This window comes from Actinoplanes sp. NPDC051475, assembly GCF_040689425.1.
GTDB lineage: Bacteria > Actinomycetota > Actinomycetes > Mycobacteriales > Micromonosporaceae > Actinoplanes.
Genome location: NZ_JBFAZZ010000002.1, coordinates 61964 through 78409, shown reverse-complemented (window position 1 = coordinate 78409; position 16446 = coordinate 61964). Strand labels below are relative to the sequence as shown.

15 protein-coding genes are annotated in these 16446 nt (G+C 71.2%); 9 read left to right on the top strand and 6 right to left on the bottom strand.

Going from position 1 to position 16446, the window contains the following annotated elements:
* Window positions 1-7: 7 nt before the first annotated feature.
* Window positions 8-1228 carry a hypothetical protein gene (locus AB0368_RS04880; RefSeq protein WP_366152459.1) on the top strand — a complete coding sequence of 407 codons (1221 nt, stop codon included), beginning with the start codon at window positions 8-10 and terminating at the stop codon, window positions 1226-1228.
* On the opposite strand, the gene AB0368_RS04875 is transcribed toward AB0368_RS04880, so the two are convergent.
* From AB0368_RS04875 to AB0368_RS04865, 3 genes are all read right to left on the bottom strand, one after another.
* Entirely contained in the window at window positions 1225-1581 is a 357-nt protein-coding gene (locus tag AB0368_RS04875; protein ID WP_366152458.1) for a hypothetical protein, read from the bottom strand. The two genes, AB0368_RS04880 and AB0368_RS04875, sit on opposite strands and share 4 nt — an antisense overlap.
* Window positions 1582-1625: 44 nt before the next feature.
* The gene (locus AB0368_RS04870; RefSeq protein WP_366152457.1) at window positions 1626-2153 is read right to left on the bottom strand and encodes a hypothetical protein; all 528 of its coding nucleotides are present in this window, start codon (window positions 2151-2153) and stop codon (window positions 1626-1628) included.
* A gap of 192 nt (window positions 2154-2345) precedes the next feature.
* Entirely contained in the window at window positions 2346-3731 is a 1386-nt protein-coding gene (locus tag AB0368_RS04865; protein WP_366152456.1) for a glycoside hydrolase family 19 protein, read from the bottom strand.
* Between the two features lie 127 nt (window positions 3732-3858).
* On the opposite strand from AB0368_RS04865, the gene AB0368_RS04860 reads away from it, so the two are divergent.
* Window positions 3859-4503, top strand: a complete 645-nt coding sequence (locus AB0368_RS04860; protein WP_366152455.1) for a response regulator transcription factor — start codon at window positions 3859-3861, stop codon at window positions 4501-4503.
* A gap of 4 nt (window positions 4504-4507) precedes the next feature.
* On the opposite strand, the gene AB0368_RS04855 is transcribed toward AB0368_RS04860, so the two are convergent.
* Window positions 4508-5188 carry an APH(3') family aminoglycoside O-phosphotransferase gene (locus tag AB0368_RS04855; RefSeq protein ID WP_366152454.1) on the bottom strand — a complete coding sequence of 227 codons (681 nt, stop codon included), beginning with the start codon at window positions 5186-5188 and terminating at the stop codon, window positions 4508-4510.
* A gap of 98 nt (window positions 5189-5286) precedes the next feature.
* Between AB0368_RS04855 and AB0368_RS04850 the strand changes: the two genes are divergently transcribed.
* Window positions 5287-7476: an MMPL family transporter gene (locus AB0368_RS04850; protein ID WP_366152453.1), complete on the top strand. Its 2190-nt coding sequence runs from the start codon at window positions 5287-5289 to the stop codon at window positions 7474-7476.
* 51 nt (window positions 7477-7527) lie between these two features.
* On the opposite strand, the gene AB0368_RS04845 is transcribed toward AB0368_RS04850, so the two are convergent.
* Both AB0368_RS04845 and AB0368_RS04840 read right to left on the bottom strand, forming a co-directional pair.
* Complete coding sequence (locus tag AB0368_RS04845; RefSeq protein ID WP_366152452.1) at window positions 7528-7701, bottom strand: CsbD family protein; 174 nt, start codon at window positions 7699-7701, stop codon at window positions 7528-7530.
* A gap of 75 nt (window positions 7702-7776) precedes the next feature.
* The gene (locus tag AB0368_RS04840; RefSeq protein WP_366152451.1) at window positions 7777-10056 is read right to left on the bottom strand and encodes an EAL domain-containing protein; all 2280 of its coding nucleotides are present in this window, start codon (window positions 10054-10056) and stop codon (window positions 7777-7779) included.
* A 146-nt stretch (window positions 10057-10202) separates the two neighbouring features.
* Here AB0368_RS04840 and AB0368_RS04835 point away from each other — a divergent pair, with 146 nt between their 5' ends.
* Genes AB0368_RS04835 through AB0368_RS04810 form a run of 6 tightly spaced genes read left to right on the top strand, consistent with a single transcriptional unit; the run spans window position 10203 to window position 16367 of the window.
* Window positions 10203-11246, top strand: a complete 1044-nt coding sequence (locus AB0368_RS04835) for a glycosyltransferase (protein WP_366152450.1) — start codon at window positions 10203-10205, stop codon at window positions 11244-11246.
* Window positions 11247-11282: 36 nt separating this feature from the next.
* Window positions 11283-11750 carry a GNAT family N-acetyltransferase gene (locus tag AB0368_RS04830; RefSeq protein WP_366152449.1) on the top strand — a complete coding sequence of 156 codons (468 nt, stop codon included), beginning with the start codon at window positions 11283-11285 and terminating at the stop codon, window positions 11748-11750.
* Entirely contained in the window at window positions 11747-12787 is a 1041-nt protein-coding gene (gene pseI, locus AB0368_RS04825; RefSeq protein WP_366152448.1) for a pseudaminic acid synthase, read from the top strand. The genes AB0368_RS04830 and pseI overlap by 4 nt, the downstream gene beginning before the upstream one ends.
* A gap of 15 nt (window positions 12788-12802) precedes the next feature.
* A complete protein-coding gene (locus tag AB0368_RS04820) occupies window positions 12803-14383 on the top strand; it encodes a hypothetical protein (RefSeq protein WP_366152447.1) in 1581 nt (526 codons plus the stop codon).
* The gene (locus tag AB0368_RS04815; protein WP_366152446.1) at window positions 14380-15345 is read left to right on the top strand and encodes a hypothetical protein; all 966 of its coding nucleotides are present in this window, start codon (window positions 14380-14382) and stop codon (window positions 15343-15345) included. Before AB0368_RS04820 ends, AB0368_RS04815 begins: the two co-directional genes overlap by 4 nt.
* The gene (locus tag AB0368_RS04810; RefSeq protein WP_366152445.1) at window positions 15342-16367 is read left to right on the top strand and encodes a hypothetical protein; all 1026 of its coding nucleotides are present in this window, start codon (window positions 15342-15344) and stop codon (window positions 16365-16367) included. Before AB0368_RS04815 ends, AB0368_RS04810 begins: the two co-directional genes overlap by 4 nt.
* Window positions 16368-16446: the final 79 nt, after the last annotated feature.

The window sequence follows — 16446 nt, the reverse complement described above, 5'->3', positions numbered from 1 at the left end:
CGGGAGCATGTCAGGCGCCGTTTCGTTCTTCGACCAGGGCATCGACGGCATCCTCAGCTCGATCGCCAGCGCGATCCTGAAGGCGGCCATCAGCCTCTTCTCCGACGTGGCCAACAAGATCCCGACCTTCGGCGACGAGGCCACCGTCACCAAGATCAGTACGCAGCTCAACTGGCTCGTGGTCGCCATCGCCGTCGCGTCGCTGCTGTTCTCCGCCGCGCGGATGGCCCTGGAACGCCGCGGGCAGGCCGGCATCACGGCGCTCAAGGGCCTGGTGAAGATGATCCTCGTCGGCGGTGCCGCGTCGTTCGTCATCACCCGGCTCGCCAAGGAGGGCGACACCTACACGAACTACCTCTACGAAGCCGGCGTCAAGGAACAGATCAAGACCATCGCCGAGTGCGGTACGGGCGGCGGCACGGCGTTCCTGCTGATCATTGTGGGCCTGCTGCTGATCATCGCGGGCATCATCCACGTCATCCTGCTCTACATCCGCCTCGGCGTGATGGTCGTGCTCACGGCCACCCTGCCCCTTTCCGCGGCGGCCTCGATGACCGAGTGGGGCGGGTCCTGGTGGCGCAAGCACATCGCGTGGCTCGTCGCCTGGCTGGTCTTCAAACCGGCGACCGGCCTCGTCATCTACGCCGGCACAGTGATGATCAATTCGACGAGCGCGAACGGCGACCAGCAGAAGATCGCCGGCTGCGGCGTACTCCTGCTGTCCGCGGTGGCGCTGCCCGCCCTCCTGCGCCTGGTCGTCCCGGCCGCGGCCGCCCTCGGCTCGTCCGACGGCGTGTCCGGCGTCGCCGCGGGCGGAGCGGGTGCCGCCGGCAAACTGGCCACCGGCGCGATCGCGGCGGGCGCGGCCGGTGCCGCGTCGCTGGCGGGCGGCGGCAAGAAAGGCGGCCCGAGCGGCGGCGCCTCCGCCGCCGGCGCCCGTGGCTCCCAGGGCGGCAAGGGCTCGTCGGGCAGTAACGGCTCGTCGGGCAGTAACGGCTCCTCGGGCAGTAACGGCTCGTCGGGTAGCAACGGATCCTCGGGCCGCAGCGGCGGCGCGCGGGTCGCTGCCGGAGCGATGCGCGGCGCCGCCACGGCAGTGGGCACCGCGGCGGCGGCAGTGGGTTACGTCGCCGGGCACGCCTCCCAGGCTGCGCCCAGCGCCGCCCGCCACGCGGGCAATGTGGTCTCGGGCGCGCTGCCGGGCGGCCACGACGGGGACGACCGCTAGGCGATGCTGAGCCGAGCGCAGTTCACGACGGCGTCGTCGGAGTCGGCTTCGCAGCCGTCATCCTCCTTCGCGCTGCTCACCTGCAGCGTGTCCCGCCCGTCGCCGCCGTCGAGCAGATCGGTGCCCGGGCCACCGTCGATGACGTCGTCGCCGCCGAGGCCCTTGAGCTGGTTGGCCCCGCCGTCGCCGGTCAGGGTGTCGCCGTAGGCGCTTCCGTCGAGGTTCTCGACCTCCAGCACGTTGTCCGTCTCGCCCGGCGTGCCGTCATTGGCGGCGCCGTCCAGGCTCATCGTCACCGCCAGGGGAGAAGCGTCGTAGGCGAGGACATCCGTGCCCGCCCCGCCGTCGTACACATCGACGGAGCTGTCAGGCTTCCCCGTCCGGTAGTCCCCGGGAGTCAGATGGTCGTTGCCGGCGCCGCCGAGCCGCCGTCGCCGCCGGAAAGCCTGTCGTCTCCGGCACCGCCGTGGAGGGAGTCCGGGCCGCCGTCGCCCCACAGTTCGTTGCTGCCGGCCCCGTCGAACAGGCCGTCCGCGCCCTCGCCACCGTGCACCACGGTGAGGATCGTCGTCTCCACGGTCACCCGGTCGTCGCCGTCCCCGGACGACACGACGACCCGAGAGGACGCGTTCGTGCCGCACTTGACGTGCCGGGCGTCCGTCACCTTGCATCCACCCTGCGGCGAGCCGATCCCCTTGCGGGACTCGACGGTCAGCCACGAGCCGTCAGCGGACGTCACCGGCCCCGAGACAGTGATCTCGTCACCGGTCGCGCCGGCGGACGTGATGCTGAGCGTCCCGCCGGCAATGGTCGCCTGGACGTCCACCGTGGCCGCGGCGGCCGGGCTCGCGGCCCACACCGCCGTGAACGGTGCCAGCCCCAGCAGCCCCGCGGTGGCGTACCAGCGCAACGTCGTTCGCCTCATATCTCCCTCATGAGCAATTCCCCTCACCTGCGGTGAGGACCCCCGTTGAGCAGACCGCCGGGCAGCGGTCAGGGGAGCGTCGTGACCGGTCCCGTGGTCACGACGCTGCCGCCGTGACCATAGGGAAGCGGCCGGCCGCCGGCACAGAGGGAGAATTAGGATCTTGACAACCGCCGCGCCTCGGCGTTCGGGTCAGCAGCTGATGTTCTCGCCGGGCTCGACGCCGAGCTTGCCGGTGAAGGTGCGGTAGAGGCTGACCCGGCTCTGGACCTGGCCCGCGTTGCCGCCGTTGCACTCCAGCGAGCCGTTGATGCTGCGGATCGTCCCGCCGAACCCGGCGCCGCCGGTGATCGCGGCGTGCGCCGGCATCGGTCCCGCACCGCTCTGGGTCATCCAGAACCACAGGGCCGCCTGCCAGGCCACCGACGCGTCGGTGCCCACCTTGTCCGGCTCGTGCAGCAGGTCGATGCCGAGGGCGTCACCCGCGGCCTGGTAGTTGTAGTTCCAGCTCAGCTGCAAAGGCCCGCGGCCGTGGTACGCGGTCTGGCCGGCGGGACACCCGTACGATCGCGAGGCGTCGCAGTAGTGGCCCCAGTTCGCCGTGTTCGCCTCGTCGACGTACTTCAGGCCGCCGGACTCGTGGCTCACATTCGCCAGGAACGCCGCGACCTCCTGCTTGCGGAGGGTGTCGTCGCCGGTGCCGGCGAAGTCCGGGAACTTGCCCATCGCGGCGACCAGTCCGGCGTACGAATAAAGCGGGTTCCGCCCCGGGAACATCTCGTCGAACTGGGCCTCGGTGACCGGTCCCGAACCGGCCGGAAGCTTCGCGGAGCCGGAGGTGGCCGAGGCGCTGGGCTCGGGCTCGCCCGTCACGTAATTGGCGAACAGCGACCGCACCTGGAACGGATAGCTGCGCAGGTCGATGCCCTTGATGCCGCCGACCTCCCGGACGTGGTCGATGCCCTTGTCCCAGGCGAGCAGCGTGAGGGTCAGCTTGTCCCCGATCGCCTTCTTGTCGTCGAGCAGCTTCTGCACCTCGTCGCCCAGTGAGCACAGGTACCGCGCCTGGGCGGAGATCGAGTCCTCGGCGTCGAGGGCGGAGACCGTACCGTTGTCGTCGTCGTCCTTGCCGAACTTCGTGAAGGCCTCGGCCGGCACCTGGGAGATGCCCTTCTCGCCGTTCGGCCCGACCTTCTTCGCGTCGAACCCGGACTCCACGTCGATCTGCGCGGCCAGCACGGCCGGGCTGAGCAGATCACACTCCTTCGCCGCCTTCTTGATCGGCGCCGCCAGGCTCTTGTCGGGCAGCTTGTCCTCCGCGAGGGTCCCCTTGCCGTCACCGCCGATGTACGCGCTCGCGAAGTCCCCCGCGCCGCTGGAGGAGTTGGGGTCGGGCTGCGACGCCGCGGAACCGGTGATCGCGATGATCACGATGAGCAGGAGCAGGGCCATGGCGATCACGGGCCCGAAGCCGATCAGGCTGATCGCGGCCAGCACGATGTGCGTCGCGTTCGGCTGGGTGATCGCCTTCTGCGCGTCGTTGACGGCCGCGGCCTTCCGCAGCTTGCCCACTGCCATCCGAGTCCTCGCGTTCGTCTGCCGGCCGTGATGTCCGACGCGGTGCTGAGCCGCACGGCGGCGGTCACCGCACCAACGGACGGACCACGGCACCGGTTCACGGGCGCGGCTCGCTAGGCTCCTCGGCATGCGTGTGGTGATCGCCGACGACGCCGTGCTCCTGCGCGAGGGTCTGGTCCGGCTCCTCGAGGAGAACGGCGTCACCGTCGTGGCCGCGGTCGGTGACGGCCCGGCGCTCGTCGAGGCGATCGTCGCGCACGAGCCCGACGTGTCGATCGTCGACGTACGGATGCCGCCCAGCCACACCGACGAGGGGCTGCGCGCCACCGTCGAGGCCCGCAAGCGGGTGGCGGGGAGCCCGGTCCTGGTGCTGTCCCAGTACGTCGAGGTCGAGTACGCCGACGACCTGCTCGCCGACCGGCTGGGCGCCGTCGGCTACCTGCTCAAGGACCGGGTCTCCGAGGTAGGCGAGTTCCTCGACGCCCTGCGCCGGGTGGCCGCCGGTGCGACCGTCCTCGACCCGGAAGTCGTCGGCCAACTCCTGGTCCGGCGGCGCCGCGACGACCCGTTGCGCAACCTGACGCCGCGCGAGCGGGAGGTGCTGGGCCTCATGGCCGAGGGACGGTCGAACACCGCGATCGCCCGCAAGATCGTGGTCACCGAGGGCGCGGTGGAGAAGCACGTCCGCAACATCTTCACCAAGCTCGACCTGCCGCCGGACGAGGAACAGCATCGCCGCGTGCTCGCCGTGCTGACTTACTTGCAGAGCTGACCGGTCAGAAGAACTCGTCGAGCAGGCGGTAGAACTCCAGCTTCGCCGGGTCGAGAGGGATGCCGTACCGGTCGAGGAAGCGGTCGCCGTCGCCGACAAGCGACCGGGTGGTCAGGGCCAGGTCCGCCCAGCGGTCCGCCACGCCCAGCCGGCCCACGTCGACCACGCCGGTGACTTCGCAGGTCACGGGGTCCAGCAGGACGTTCGGCAGGCAGAGGTCGCCGTGGCAGACGACTAGGTCCTCGAGAGCCGGGCGGGTGGCGACCAGGCGCGCTACGAGCTGGTCGCGGTCCCAGCCGGCGCGTTCGGCGTCGAGCATGTCCAGGGCGACGTCCGCGGCCAGGGCCTCCGGTATGGTCACCGCCAGTCGCCGGTCGAAGGGACATTCCGCCACCGGCAGGGCGTGCAGCCGGCGGGTGAAGTCGGCCAGGGCGTCGACGATCCGTGGGCGGTCTGCCATGGGCCAGTGTTCGGACGCCGGCCGCCCGGGGACCTCGGCCGTCTCGAGCAGGCCGGGGCGGCACGTGAGCACCTCGGCCGCCGGGATGCCGCGGGCGCGCAGCCACCTCAGGCGCTCGCCCTCGGCGACGAGGTCGTGGCCTTGGTCGTCCGACGTCTTGCGGTAGACGCCGGCCCGGCGGGTCACCACCGCGCCGGACAGCCCGGTCGTCACGGTCTCCCACATCCGGACAGCCTCGCACGCGGAGGTGGTGCTAGCCCTACCCGGCACCGGGTGGCTGGCCGGGTCGTCTCGGAGCCTTCGAATTCCTAACGTCGGATGTCATGAAACACAGGGAGAACGTCACCGGGATAGCGGCCCGTGCCGCCGTGTGGAGCGCCCGGCACCGCACTCTGGCGATCCTCGGGTGGATCGCCTTCGTCGTCGGCATCGCCATCCTCAGTGGACATCTCGGCACCCGGGAGGCGTCTGCCGCCGATCAGGGGCACGGCGAGTCGGGACGGGCGGACCGGATCGTCGAGCAGGCCGGCTTTCCCGCACGCCCGGCCGGCGAGATGGTCCTCGTCCAGGGCGCGCGCCGTGACGCCGTGGTGGACGATGTCACGCGGACGCTGAAGGCGCAGGCGGAGGTCGCCGCCGTGAGTGACCCGCTGGTCTCGCCGGACGGCGCTTCGACGCTGATCCCCTTCACGATGAAGGGCGATGCCGAGACCGCCAAGGACCGCGTCCAGCCGCTGCTCGACGCCGTGGCCGGAGTGCAGGGGCGGCATCCGGGCCACTACGTCGCCGAGGCCGGCGACGCCAGCGGTGACAAGCTCATCGGCGACTCGCTCGACGAGGGCCTGAACCGGCTGTCGATGCTGTCCATCCCGATCACGATCGGCATCCTGCTGGTGGCGTTCGGCGCGGTCGTCGCCGCGCTGCTGCCGGTCGGGCTGGCCGTCACCGCCGTGGTCGCCGCAGTCGGCTTGCTCGCGGGGGCGAGCCGCCTGGTGCCGGCCGTCGACACCACGATGCACGTCATGCTCCTCGTCGGCCTCGCGGTCGGCGTCGACTACTGCCTCTTCTACATCCGCCGGGAACGTGACGAGCGCCGCCAGGGGGCCGATCCGCACCGCGCGCTGGTCATCGCCGCGCAGACCTCCGGCCGGTCCATCTGGGTCTCGGGTCTCACCGTGATCGTCGCCATGGCCGGGATGTTCCTCACGTACGACGCGACGTTCCAGAGCTTCGCGGTGGGCACCATCCTCGTGGTGGCGACCGCCGTCCTGGGTTCGCTGACCGTGCTGCCCGCGCTGCTCTCCGCGCTCGGCGACCGGGTCGACGCGATCAAGATCCCGGGGCTGTACCGGCGGCGTACCGAGGGGCGCGTCTGGACCGCGGTGCTGCGGGTCGTGCTGGCGAAGCCGCTGCTCTCGGCTCTGGTGGCGGTCGCGGCCCTTGCCGCGCTGGCGGCGCCGATGCTCGACCTGCGGACGAAGGGGGAGGGGCTGGAGGACTTCTCCCCGCATGCGCCCATCGTGCAGGCGTTCAACCGGATCAACGCGGCCTTCCCGAGCGAGACCTCGCCCGCCGAGGTGGTGGTGCGCGCGCGGACCGTGCGCGGGCCGGAGTTCGAGGCCGCACTGGCCGGATTCAAACGGGCTGCGGTTGCCACGGGCCGGCTGCGGGAGCCGATCGACGTCCGGGTCAATCCGGCGGGCACGGTCGCGGTCGTCTCGGTGGGGCTGCCCGGAAGCGGCAGTGACCGTACGTCGGAAGAAGCGCTGCAGACTCTCCGCACGACCGTGGCGCCGCAGGCGTTCGGCAGGCTCCCGGACGTGACGGTGGCGGTCACCGGCGACACAGCGAGCAACGTCGACTTCAACCGCCGGCTGGACGCGTCGCTGCCGTGGGTGTTCGGCTTCGTCCTCGGGCTGGCGTTCGTGCTGCTGCTGGTCTCGTTCCGCTCGGTGGTGGTGGCGGCGACCGGCGTCGTGCTCAACCTGCTCTCCGTCGCGGCGGCGTACGGGATGCTGGTGTACGTCTTCCAGTACGGCCACTTCGAGTCGCTGCTCGACTTCCGGGCGGCCGGCGGCATCACCAACTGGATGCCGCTGTTCCTGTTCATCATCCTGTTCGGACTGTCCATGGACTACCACGTGTTCGTGCTGAGCCGCATCCGCGAGGGGCATGACCGGGGTCTGCCGACCCGGGAAGCGGTGGCCCGCGGCGTCGGTGGCACGGCCGGTGTCGTCACCAGCGCGGCGGTGGTGATGGTGGCAGTGTTCGCCCTCTTCGCGACGCTGCCGCTGATCTCGACCAAGGAGCTCGGGGTGGGGCTGGCGGCGGCGGTGCTGCTCGACGCGACGATCATCCGGGCGGTGCTGCTGCCGGCCGTGATGGCGCTGCTCGGCGAGCGGAACTGGTGGCTGCCGCGCTGGCTGGAGTGGCTTCCGCAGGTGGCGCACGAGCCGCCCCCGGCCGCGCCGGTGCCCGCGGACCAGCACCGCGAGCTGGTGCCCACCGCTTGAGTACGCGCGAAGGGCGACCGCCACGGCGGTCGCCCTTCGATGCGTGGGACGTCAGCTCTTGAAAGCGTCCTTGATGTCCTCGCCGGCCTGCTTGAGCTTCGAGCTGCTCTGGTCGACCTTGCCCTCGGCCTCGAGCTTCTCGTCGTCGGTCGCCTTGCCGACGCCCTCCTTGACCTTGCCGCCCAGCTCCTCGGCCTTGTTGTCGATCTTGTCATCGGTACCCATGGAAACCTCCCGGGGAAGCGTTGCCTACGACCGCGATGTACCCCCGGTTCGGCCGATGCAACCCTTCCGGAGCGGTCACGCCGTCGAAACGGTCTCCGCGGACGGGATCAGGGACTTCTTCGCGGCGAGCAGCTCGCTGAGCCGGGCCGGCGGCATCGGGCGCGCGAAGTGGTAGCCCTGCGCAGCGATGTAGCCCAGCGACAACAGCTGTTCCGCCTGGTCGGCCGTCTCCACGCCCTCGGCCACCGCGTGCAGGCCGAGCGCCTGGGCGAGGTGGATGACCGCCGCCGAGACCGGCGGGCGGTCGTCGACCTGGGACTGGGTGAACGAGCGGTCGAGCTTGATCTCGTCGATGGGGCAGTCGTGCAGCAGCGTCAGGGTCGAGTGGCCGGTGCCGAAGTCGTCCAGCGACACGCGTACGCCCATGCCCCGCAGCCGGAGCAGGTTGACCACGGAGGGTCCGGGCTCCAGCGCCATCGTCTCGGTGATCTCCAGGACGATGCGCTCGGGGGCCAGGCGGAACTCCGTGAGCAGCCCCGCCACGTGCTCGGCGAAGCCGGGTTCGCGCAGGTCACGGGCCGACACGTTGACGTTCAGCACCTGCGGGGCGGCGTCACCGTGCATCACGTTCCACTCCGCGAGCTGGGCGAACGCCGTACGCATGACCCAGTGCCCCAGCTGCACGATCAGGCCGGTACGTTCCGCGACCGGGATGAAGGCGTCCGGCGCGAGCGTGCCCCGGATCGGGTGGGCCCAGCGCACCAGCGCCTCGGCCCCCATGATGTGGCCGTCGTCCAGCGAGACGATCGGCTGGTAGAGCAGGAAGAGCTGGCCGCCGGTGATCGCGTCGCGCAGCTCCGTGCCGAGGTCGCTGCCGCTGACCGACATGGTCGGGTCGTAGTGCAGGCAGGCCGTGCCGGGCAGGTTCTTCGCCGCGTACATTGCGATGTCGGCGTGGCGCAGCAGCACGGAGGCGCGGTCGCCGGTACGCCCGTCGGCGATGCCGATGCTGGCCCGGATGGGCAGCTCGTGGCCGTCGGCGTAGACGGGCTGGCGCAGCGCGTTCATCATGCGTTCGGCGGCCAGGTCGGCGGCGGCCGGGTCGGCGTCGTCGAGCACCACGACGAACTCGTCGCCGCCGAGCCGGGCAACGGTGTCCTCGGCGCGGACGCAGCCCTCCAGGCGCTTCGCCACCCCGACCAGCAGCAGGTCGCCGACCTCGTGCCCGAGGGTGTCGTTGACCTCCTTGAAGTCGTCGAGGTCGATGAGGGCGACGGCCACCGGGCGGTCACTCGTCGCGTCGAGGGCCTTCTCGAGGCGGGAGTGGAACAGCACCCGGTTGGGCAGCTCGGTGAGGCCGTCGTGGGTGGCGCTGTGGTCGAGGCGGGCCAGCAGCCGGCTGTTGTCCCGGAACGCGGTGAGCTGGCGCAGCACCACCAGCGCGGTGAGCAGTACCGCGGAGCCGACCACGACCATCTCGTCCGCGCCGTGCGACCAGGTCACCGAGACGAGCAGCCCGTCGACCGCGGCGACGGCCGCGTACGGGAGCACGCTGAACGACCGCTGCCGTGGCACCACCGCCCCACGCCGCTTACCGCCCGGCGCCACCCGCTGCCGCGCGGCCGCCAGCAGGGCGATGTAGTAGACGATCGGGGTGCTCGCCATGTCGGGGAACAGGTGCGGGTTCACCTCCTCGAACAAGGGGCGGAACATCGGGGCGACGGCACCTACGAACATGGCGACGGCGAGCAGCCGCAGCGCCTCGTTGTCGACGTGCGAGTGGCTGGAGAGCACAAACTTGGCGACCGCGAAGACGGCCAGCAGGGCGATGATGGTGACCAGCAGCGACATGAAGATGCCCGTGTCGTCACCGTTGTGCATTGCCGAGCGGGTCGAGAAGTGCCAGAGGAACACCGCGGCGGCCAGCATGAGCGTGGCGGCGTCCAGCACGACGCGCAGGAGTTCACCGGCGGACTGCCGGCCGAGCGGGAGCCGGAAGAGCGCGTACATGATGATCAAGACGCCGACGCCGGAGCCGATCAGCATGACCGGCCCGGTCTGGGGCCCGCGGGGGTGCGCCTCGGCCAGGACGTCGAACGCCTGCGAGGACACGCCGACGCCGATGACCACCGCGGCGACCGTCAGGTGCTGCCAGAACCGTCGGGTGGCCGGGAGCAACGACTCAGTCCGCGCGGTACGCACGAAACCGGCGACCAGCAAGCAGGCGGCGACGGCGGTGGGCAACCACAGCAGCACGCGTGGCCCCACTGGATGCACCAGGTTGACGGTGAACCACAGGGCCGCGATGAGTGCGCACATGCCGGAGGCGCGCAGCAGCCGGTCCGTTTTGTGCACGCTCACTCCCTCAGCTTCCGGTTCGGTACTGCACTGATCGGTCGTTGGGCCGCCGGCGTGAGAATTTGCGGCCCGCCTCACCGCGGACGTGTTCCGGACAACCGGGGTTTCACCTTTGGTCACCCCGGGGGTCGAGCGTGATCGGCATGAATACCGTGCTGCTGTCGGTGGTCGTGCCGGTGTACCGGGTCGAGGGCTACCTGTATCAGTGCCTCGAGTCGATCCGCGCCGGCCTGACCGCCGAGGAGTCGGCGGCCGTCGAGGTGATCGCGGTCGACGACGCCTCGCCGGACGGGTGCGGGGCGATGCTGGACGCGTACGCCGACCGCCACGGCGACCTGCGGGTGGTGCACCTGAGCCACAACGTGGGCCTGGGGCTCGCCCGCAACGCCGGCCTGGCCGAGGCCCGGGGCGAGTACGTCTGGTTCGTCGACAGCGACGACTGGCTCCCGGCCGGCTCGGTCCGCGCGGTGCTGGACCGGCTGCGCGCGGAGCGGCCCGACGTCCTGCTGGTCGACCACCTGAGGGTGCACGAGAACGGGCGGCTGGAGCCCGACGCCAGCAGCGGCGTCCTCAAGGACCCGCGCCTCACCAGCCTCATCAAGCTCCAGCACACCGCCTGGAACCGGGTCGTGCGCCGCGGCCTGCTCGAGGAGCTCGACCTGCGTTTCCTGCCCGGTTGGTACGAGGACGTCCCGTTCAGCAATCCGGTGCTGATCGCGGCGGACCGCATCGCCGTCCTCGATCGGGTCTGCTACCACTACCGGATCGGCCGCCTGGGAGCGATCACCGCCACCCGCAGCGAGCGGCATTTCGAGGCCTTCGAGCAGTACGACCGCATGTTCGCCTGGGTCGCCGCCCGCAATCCCGAGCCGTGGCTGTGTCACCAGCTGTTCACCTTGATGATGAACCACCTCCTGGTGGTGGCCGGCAACGACGGCCGCCTCCAGCCCGGGCGACGGCGCGCCTTCTTCAAGCGCCTGGTCACGCAGTACCGCCGCTACCTGCCCGCCGACTATCCGGGCCACCCGGGCGTCAAGCACCGCCTGGTCCGGATCGGGAGCTACCCGCTGTACGCGGGGCTGCGGCAGGCGTACCGGATCGGCAAGCGCGACCCCGAGCTGTCACCTGCGGTTCGCCCGGCCCTTGCCTCCGCGCCACAGCCGGCTCAAGCGGCGACCATACGGTGACGCCTCCACCAGGACAACGTGAGAGGTGTGCCCCGAGTGTTGCGTGCTGCTGTCGATGCTGATCGCGACACCGTGCTCGCTTGGCGCAACCACCCGGACGTGCGCTCGGTCAGCCTGACCACCCACGTCATCTCGCCGGAAGAGCATGCGAAGTGGTGGGACGCCGCCATGGGGGACCCCCGGCGGCACCTCCTGATCTTCGACGACAAGGGGGTCGTCGTCTTCGACCTGCGCGAGGACCCGCCGAGCTGGAGCTTCTACCTCGACGTCGCAGGCCTGGGCGGCGCTCTCCTGCCGACCTGGATGCGGCTCGAGCGGGCCGCGGTCCGGTACGCGTTCGACGACCTCGGGCTCGAGCGGCTCGGCGGCGAGACGCTGGCCGTCAACGCCCAGGTGCTGGCCCTGCACCGGCGCTTCGGGTTCCGGGAGACGAAGCGCTACGAACGGCTGATCGACGGCACGCCGCAGACCGTGGTGTGGATCGAGAAAGTGAGAGTGCAGTGAACGTCGACGACGTGGAGATCGGTGCGGGGCACCGGCCGTACATCGTGGCCGAGATGTCCGGCAACCACAACGGCTCGCTCGACCGGGCCCTCGCCCTGGTGGACGCGGCCGCCGACGCCGGGGCGCACGCCATCAAGATCCAGACGTACACGGCCGACACCATGACCGTCGACGTCAAGCACCCGCGGTTCCAGATCTCCAAGGGCCACGAGCTGTGGGGCGACGAGTACCTCTACCAGCTCTATGAGCGGGCGCACACGCCGTGGGAGTGGCACGACGCGATCTTCGAGCGGGCCCGCGAGCGCGGCCTGACCCCGTTCTCCAGCCCGTTCGACCGCACGGCGGTGGAGCTGCTCGAGAAACTCGGTGCGCCGATGTACAAGATCGCCTCGTCCGAGATCACCGACCTGCCGCTGATCCGGCTCTGCGCGAGCACCGGCAAGCCGCTGATCATCTCCACCGGCATGGCGAGCGTGCAGGAGATCGCCGCAGCGGTCGACGCCGCCCGGGCCGCCGGCGCCGAGGACATCGTCGTGCTCTCCTGCACCGCCTCCTACCCGGCCCCGCCGCAGTACACCAACCTGCGGCGGATCCCGGTGCTGGCCGAGGCCTTCCGGGTGCCGATCGGCCTGAGCGACCACACGCTCGGCATCGGCGTACCCGTGGCCGCCGTGGCCTTCGGGGCCTGCCTGATCGAGAAGCATGTGACGCTGGACCGCGGGGACGGCGGCGTGGACTCGGCGTTCTCCCTGGAGCCGCAGGAGCTCGCCGCCCTGGTCGTCGAGTCGGAGCGGGCCTGGCAGGCGCTCGGCACCACCTCCATCGGCCCCACCGAAGCGGAGCGGGAGGGACTGCGCTTCCGGCGTTCGCTCTTCGTGGTGGCCGACGTCAAGGCGGGCGATCCCGTCACCGAGGAGAACGTCCGCTCCATCCGGCCCACCGGCGGCCTGGCCCCGGACGCCATCGGCATGGTGCTCGGGCGCACCTTCCAGCGGGACGCGGCCAAGGGATCGCCGCTGTCCTGGGACCTGATCTGAGAGGCGCGAGCAACGGTGTGGCTGAACGCGAACGCGAAGGAACTCCAGTGGTTCCTCGAGTCGGCAGTTGTGTACTGGGAGAAGAACCTCCCGCGGCCGGCTGACGACGCGGTCATCCTGGTGGAGGCGTTCCACCAGGACATCCGGGTCAACCTGCGCAACCTGGCGTTCGCGAATGCCATCCGGCGCGTGCATCCGGCGCGGATGGTGGTGCTGACCGGCGTCGAGGACCAGTGGTCGAGGACGCTGTGGAGCGGCTTCGACGTGGACGTGGTCCGCAAGGTGTCGGAGGCCTTCGCCGCCTCCGAGGTGATCGACGTCTGGGACCGGGTCCGCCGCTCGGACACGCCGGCCCGGGATGACGAGACCGTCGTCGCGTACGCCGATGCGACCTATTGCCGGCTCGCCAAGGTGCCGCGGTTGCCCGACGGCTACCGGTCGCGGGCGGACTACAAGCTCCGGCACACGTACGCCACCCGGCTCGCAGACTTCTACGACGAGCTGATGCGGCGCAACGTGGTCGCGCTGGTCACCAGCCACGTCGACTACGACCAGTGGGGGCTCGCCGTCGAGTCGGCCCGGCGCGCCCGGATCCCGATCATCCACATGCAGCAGACCGGGTGCCTCAAGGCGTACGGGCTCTTCCCGGAGACCGACACCGGCACCGGCACGTTCCGCGAGGAGCTGACCCGGCACATCGGCGACGTCTTCGAGACGCAGGTCTGGTCCCGGCAGGAGGAGCTGCGGCCCAGCGCCGAGCTGGTCGCGTGGCGTGCCAAGGTCAACCTCGGGCGGCCGAGCTGGTGGCGCGGCGGCGTGACCGCCTCCGTCGACCTCAACAACCCCGCCGAGCGGGCGCGCCTGCGCACCCACGTCGTGGACCGGATCGGCTTCGACCCGGCCCGGCCGGTCGTGACCGTCTTCAACCATGCGGTCTCGGACGCGCTCGGCACCAACCGTGAGCTCTTCCCCAGCCTCGCCGACTGGTTCGCTGACACGGCGGCGCATGCGGCGGAGAACACCGGCGCCCAGTGGCTCTTCCTCGACCACCCGAGCCAGGCGCTCTACGACTCCACCGGCTTCTTCGACTCGGTCGCGGCGAAGTACAAGCGCGTGAAGCACATGGCGTTCCGGCCCAGCGCCACGCTGAGCAAGAACGCGCTGTGGAGTCTCACCGACCTCGGAGTCACGGTCCGGGGGAGCGTCAGCAACGAGCTGCCCGCGTACGGCATCCCGGTCATCCAGGCCGGCTGGTCGGAGTGGAGCTCGTGCGGGCTCTCCACCGTCGTCGACGATCAGGACGCCTACTGGAAGACCCTCGAGCAGAGCATCTCCGCCATCCGCGACGGAGTCGACCTGGTCAGCGAGGAACAGGTCCGGCGCGCCCGGCTCTGGCTGTGGCTCTACCGCAGCGGCACCGACGTGGTGACGCCGTTGGTGCCGCAGTGGGAGGTCTGGCCGGCAGACACGCTGCTCAAGACCATGCGCGCCACCTTCCGGCACATCGAGGCCGACGCCGACCCGCTCTACGCCTCGGTCGAGCGGATGTGGACCCGCAAGGAACCGATGCTGACCCGGACGGATTTTCGGGCATGATCGGTTCCTGGTTCGCCACCGACTACGACGAACCGCAGCACGTTATCGAGGGGCTGCCGGTCGAGGTGGGCAGCGGTCGCGACCCCGGCGTGTGCATCGTCGACCAGGTCGTGCGCGGCGCCGCCATCCTCGGGCGGGTCACCGGCGACCACGGCGCGGTCGGCCTCAAGGTCAGCAGCCCGGGCGTGCCGACCCGGATCTCGGTGGTGATCCACCTCGACGAGACCGGCACCCGGTGGTGGTCCGACCGGGTGCGCCCGCCGCGGCTCGCCCCCGAGCTGCCCCGGCTGGTCCTGGTCCGGGCGCAGGGCGAGCTGCGCGGTGCCGCCGTGCTGGCGCGGCGGCAGGGCCTGCGCCACGCCGGGGGAGCGAAGGTCACGGTCGAGTTCGACCTGGCCGCGGCCGATCTCGACGGCGACGGCCTGCTCATGGTCGAGCTCGCTGAACCCCCGCGGCCCGACTGGGTGCACGGCCGGGTCGCCGCGCGTTCCGCCTTGGGCGTGCGGATCGACAAGATATCGGTACGGGCACAGCCGGCCACGACCGCAACACCGGTGCCGGACGGACCCACGGGCTGTGACCTGGCGCTGCTGCCGCCCGGCGGCCCTGAGCAATTCCGGCTGGAGGTGTCCCCCGTCACCCCGGCGCCGCCCCTGCCGCGCTCGCCCTCGACCAGGCTGACCCGCCGCAAGCCCGCCCGGGCCGGCTTCAAGGTGCTCCGGGCCGCCCGCCGCGCCGGCACCCGGGTCCTGGCCGAGGTGCACCGGTCCCGCCCCGGCTCCGCGACCGGTGTGCGCGCGATCGACCTGCTCACCGGCGTACCCGTGAATCTGGAGCTGGTGAAACGCGAGGCCGCCGCGCTGGAGCTGCGCCGGACCACTCCGTCGGAGGGTCCGATTCTGATCGGCCTGGACCCGGGCGACCGGGGGCTGTCCTGCCGGATCACGGTCCCGGGCCGATGATCCACCGGCCGGCGCTCGGGGCGGACCCGGACCGCAACCGCCGCCTGCTCCAGCAGGCGCTGGACTCCACGCCGGCGGGCAAGCTCGAGCTGCCACCCGGCACGTACGTGGTCAGCGACGGCCTGCGCGTGCCCGGCGGCTGGACCATCCGCGGCTCGGAGGTGGTCGGCGCGAACGGTGGCCGGCCGCGCACCTGGCTCGAGTCGATAGGCACCACCGGGCACCCGGTCCTGCACGTCGTCGGCTCCGACGTGTCGGTGAGCGACCTGGGCCTGCGCCCGCCGCCGGCCGACCCCGGCGAACACGGCGGCGACCGGGGCACCGCCATCACGATCGGGGACTACCTCTACGAAGAGACGCCCGAGTGGATCGCCCGTGTGGACGTCCGGCGGGTGCACGTGGAGCGGCCCACCGAGAAGCACGCGAACTGCGTGGCGCTCATGGGCGCCGTCCACGACATCACCCTGCACGACCTCACGATCCGCGGCGGCTACACCGGAGTCGCCGTGCACTGGGGCGCGGTCGGTGCGGACGTCTCGACGATCACCGGGCCCACTTACCACCCGCACCGGCTCACCGTCACCGACCTGCGGGTCAGCGACGCGATCGAGGGCTTCTACCTCAGCTCGGTGCACGACGTCCGGGTCGAGGGCGCCTGCCTGCGCGACGTCGAGATGGGTTTCCGGCTGCTGCCCGGCGACAACACCGACCGGTTCGTGACCTCGGACGTGGTCGGCGCGGCCATCGACGTCTCGGACGTGTGCGTGCACTGGCACGGCCCGTTGTACGCGGTCCGCGCCGCCGGATGGGGTCGCAGCGAGATCGACGGAGTGGTGAGCGTGCTGCGCTACCGCGACACGGTGATCCGGAACTGCCGGCTGCGCGGCGCGGGCACGGGCGACTCGTGGTCACCCATCCTCCTCGAGCGGGCGGAGGGCATCGACCTGCGCGACATCTCCGTCGAGTCAGACTTTCCCGGCGAATCGCCGGCGTGCTGCCCGCGCGCGACGACGCGAAGCTGAGGCGCCGGCGAGGAGACTCGCCTACAGTGGACGGCCAATGCGAGATGTCCGGTCGCCCGCCGCTGCGGTGGCCGGACGC

Bases quoted from the DNA above. Each gene is read 5' to 3' on its own strand.
- AB0368_RS04865 (WP_366152456.1), bottom strand. From the start codon at position 3,731: ATGGCAGTGGGCAAGCTGCGGAAGGCCGCGGCCGTCAACGACGCGCAG.
- AB0368_RS04850 (WP_366152453.1), top strand. From the start codon at position 5,287: ATGAAACACAGGGAGAACGTCACCGGGATAGCGGCCCGTGCCGCCGTG.
- AB0368_RS04835 (WP_366152450.1), top strand. From the start codon at position 10,203: ATGAATACCGTGCTGCTGTCGGTGGTCGTGCCGGTGTACCGGGTCGAG.
- AB0368_RS04845 (WP_366152452.1), bottom strand. From the start codon at position 7,701: ATGGGTACCGATGACAAGATCGACAACAAGGCCGAGGAGCTGGGCGGC.
- AB0368_RS04880 (WP_366152459.1), top strand. From the start codon at position 8: ATGTCAGGCGCCGTTTCGTTCTTCGACCAGGGCATCGACGGCATCCTC.
- AB0368_RS04855 (WP_366152454.1), bottom strand. From the start codon at position 5,188: ATGTGGGAGACCGTGACGACCGGGCTGTCCGGCGCGGTGGTGACCCGC.
- AB0368_RS04870 (WP_366152457.1), bottom strand. From the start codon at position 2,153: ATGAGGCGAACGACGTTGCGCTGGTACGCCACCGCGGGGCTGCTGGGG.
- AB0368_RS04815 (WP_366152446.1), top strand. From the start codon at position 14,380: ATGATCGGTTCCTGGTTCGCCACCGACTACGACGAACCGCAGCACGTT.
- AB0368_RS04810 (WP_366152445.1), top strand. From the start codon at position 15,342: ATGATCCACCGGCCGGCGCTCGGGGCGGACCCGGACCGCAACCGCCGC.
- AB0368_RS04860 (WP_366152455.1), top strand. From the start codon at position 3,859: ATGCGTGTGGTGATCGCCGACGACGCCGTGCTCCTGCGCGAGGGTCTG.